This window comes from Coleofasciculus sp. G3-WIS-01 (assembly GCF_040223135.1).
GTDB lineage: Bacteria > Cyanobacteriota > Cyanobacteriia > Cyanobacteriales > Coleofasciculaceae > Coleofasciculus.
In genome coordinates this window covers 1-2931 of the sequence record NZ_JAVJZI010000125.1, presented here as the reverse complement: position 1 = coordinate 2931, position 2931 = coordinate 1, and the positions used below count along the sequence as shown (strand labels likewise).

The window sequence follows — 2931 nt, the reverse complement described above, 5'->3', positions numbered from 1 at the left end:
TTCCCAGTTCTGAGAAGGGAATGAGCTTAGAGAGACTCCGCCTCTTATAATAACCACTCTTCGAGAGCATTTCCTAGAGGGATGCTGGAACCGAGAAAGAGAAAAACAGTAACACAAGCTACAAAAACCCATTGAATAACCCAGGGCGGCTTTTGTCGAGAGATTAACGATAGATACCCTTTCCGATTGTTCCAGACATTTCCGACAACATCTGAAGGTTTCTTCCTGTCGCCATGCAGTTTTCGGCAATACCCCTGGCTGAATTGTGCAACCCGCTTATCAGAATTCGGCAATCCAGCTTGCACTTAAGTGCATCACAGGTTCCGTCGCTTTCTGGTATTTTGGGAAATAAGGCTAGAAAACCATCAAATTTACTGGCATAATTGGTATCAAGTCTTGGGATTTGCCAAGATATTATTTGGGGAATTTTTGTCATATTTGATACCAAATTTACGATTAGGTTGGAATTCAGACCTAGCATCCCGCTGTTGCCAGATTCGTAGGGGCGCACCGACGCGCGCCCGATAAACATCAAAACCCGATAGCTTAATTCATTACTATTCTCAGGAGACGTTTGCCGTGATGATAATAAACAAGTTGGCTGGGCGTTGGCAGTCGTTTATCATTGGCACTGTCGGATTAATCGGCACACTGGTAACCGGGGGAAATGAGGGAGTCTTCGCCCAGGTGATACCGGATGATACCCTGGGGGCGGAAAGTTCCGTGGTTAACCCCGATGCAATAATTCGGGACATACTCAGCAACAGAATTGAGGGGGGCGCCACTCGCGGCGCGAATCTGTTTCATAGTTTTTTGGAGTTTAATGTCGCCGAAGGGAGAGGGATTTATTTTGCCAATCCTGATGGGATTGAAAATATTCTGTCACGGGTTACTGGGAGTAATGTCTCGACTATATTGGGCAGGTTAGGGGTATTGGGTGAAGCGAATCTATTTTTACTCAATCCCAATGGGATTTTATTTGGCGAAAACGCCAGTTTAGATATAGAAGGTTCCTTTATCGCCACCACAGCATCAGGGATAGAGTTGGGTGAGGATGGAGTTTTTAGTGTGACTCAACCTCGCAGTAGTCGTTTACTCTCAGTTAGTCCTGGGGCGCTATTTTATAATGCTGTAGAAGCGGCGGGGGGGAAGATTACCAATCGGGGGAATTTAGCTACCGGACGAAATCTGACCTTAGATGGGGAGAATCTGGATTTACAGGAACAGTTACGTTCTGGCAGTGATTTAACTCTTTTTGCACAGGATACGGTAACGATTCGGGATAGTGCAACCAATCCGTTTATCGCTGCGGCTGGGGGAAATCTGCTGGTAACGGGAAATCAAGGGATTGATATTTTCGCGTTGAATCATCCGGATAGTGGGTTGTTGTCCGGTGGGGATATGGTGTTACGAAGTGCGGCTGATGTGGGCGGCGATGCTCATTATTGGAGTGGGGGAAGTTTTCGCATTGAACAGTTGGATGGAAATTTGGGGAATTTATATAGTCCTGATGACCCAGTTATTTATGCCAATGGTGATATTGGATTCTTTTCGTATAGGGGAACCTCGCTGCATCTTTTAGCCGGGGGACAAGTAAATATTACAGGTTTTATCGAGATTACAGGAGTCTCCCCTCCAGCGACTTCCCTGGCGGAAACGATAAAATTGGCGGATGATGAACAAACTCTTACGATTAATGGTAGTGTGCAACCCACTGTAGACATAAGAGCAGGAATTGATTGGGCGCAGTTGGGCGGAATGCCAGGAAATTTGGGTGTTGGCGTTAATCTACCTCCTGGTATCTTTGGGAATAATGCCACAAGTTCAGACATTACGATTAACGAAATTAGAATCACTGCACCGGATGGAGTCGTATTTTTAACCAATCAGTACCAGCCCAATTTAACCTTGTCAGGTGGAACAATTGAAGTTGGCAGTATTTTACCAATAACTTTTCTACACCGGGTAACGCGGGTTCAGTGATTATTGACTCTGGCGGTAATATCAATATCACTCAAGCAATTGACTCATCTTCCGTCTCTGGAGATGCGGGGAATATTACTCTGATTGCTGATGATGGGGTTTCTATTGCAGGCAATGGCATTTTTAGCGAAACCCGTGGTGCAGGTGCAGGGGGTGATATCCGTATCCAATCTGAGTCAGTTTTATTAAGGGAAGCGTCACTGGTCTCAACGGCTACGTTTCGTACAGGTAATGCGGGGAATTTAACTGTAGAAACGGGACAGTTATTGGTTCAAGATGGCTCTCAACTGATTACCTCTACCTTGGGTGAGGGTGATGGGGGTGAGGTAAACATCAACGCCACCGAGATTGAGTTCATTGGCGCTAACCCCAACAATGGTAATCCCAGTGGTTTGTTTGCCGTTGTCGAAGATGGTGCCACCGGAAATGGGGGAAATGTGAGTATCTCTACCCAAAACCTACGCATCGTTGACGGTGCCTTTTTAGACGTCTCTACATTAGGGGAAGGGAATTCTGGGAACTTAACAGTAACTGCAAAAGACAAGATTGAAGTCATAGGCAGCCCCGAAGGAAATGCCAGTGGTATTGATGCACAAGTTAACTCAGGTGCCACAGGCAATGCCGGGAATGTGACCCTGTATACAGTTGAACTATTGGTCAGCCAGGGGGGTCAGATATCGGTGTCAACCTTCGGAGAAGGGAATGGGGGTGAGTTAACCGTCAATGCTAGCCAAATTGAGTTAAATGGCGATAACCCCATCGATGGCAGTCCCAGTGGTTTGTTTGCCTCTGTCGGAGATGGTGCCATCTCTCCTCGTCACCGATAAGGGTGAACTCACTGTAGAAACCCGAGGCAATGGCACCGCCGGCAACCTTTTAATTAACACCCAAACCCTAACCGTTACCAATAACGCCACCGTCTCCGCCGCCACATCCTCCCCCAGCCCC

General features: G+C 46.9%; 3 protein-coding genes. 2 read left to right on the top strand and 1 reads right to left on the bottom strand.

The features are described 5' to 3' along the window. Positions 1–163: 163 nt before the first annotated feature. Complete coding sequence (locus RIM23_RS12610; RefSeq protein WP_446367548.1) at positions 164–436, bottom strand: hypothetical protein; 273 nt, start codon at positions 434–436, stop codon at positions 164–166. 146 nt (positions 437–582) lie between these two features. Here RIM23_RS12610 and RIM23_RS12605 point away from each other — a divergent pair, with 146 nt between their 5' ends. Beyond that, positions 583–1983: a filamentous hemagglutinin N-terminal domain-containing protein gene (locus RIM23_RS12605; RefSeq protein WP_446367550.1), complete on the top strand. Its 1401-nt coding sequence runs from the start codon at positions 583–585 to the stop codon at positions 1981–1983. Continuing rightward, positions 1980–2810, top strand: coding sequence for a hypothetical protein (locus tag RIM23_RS12600; protein WP_446367546.1), 831 nt, complete (start codon positions 1980–1982; stop codon positions 2808–2810). The genes RIM23_RS12605 and RIM23_RS12600 overlap by 4 nt, the downstream gene beginning before the upstream one ends. Positions 2811–2931: the final 121 nt, after the last annotated feature.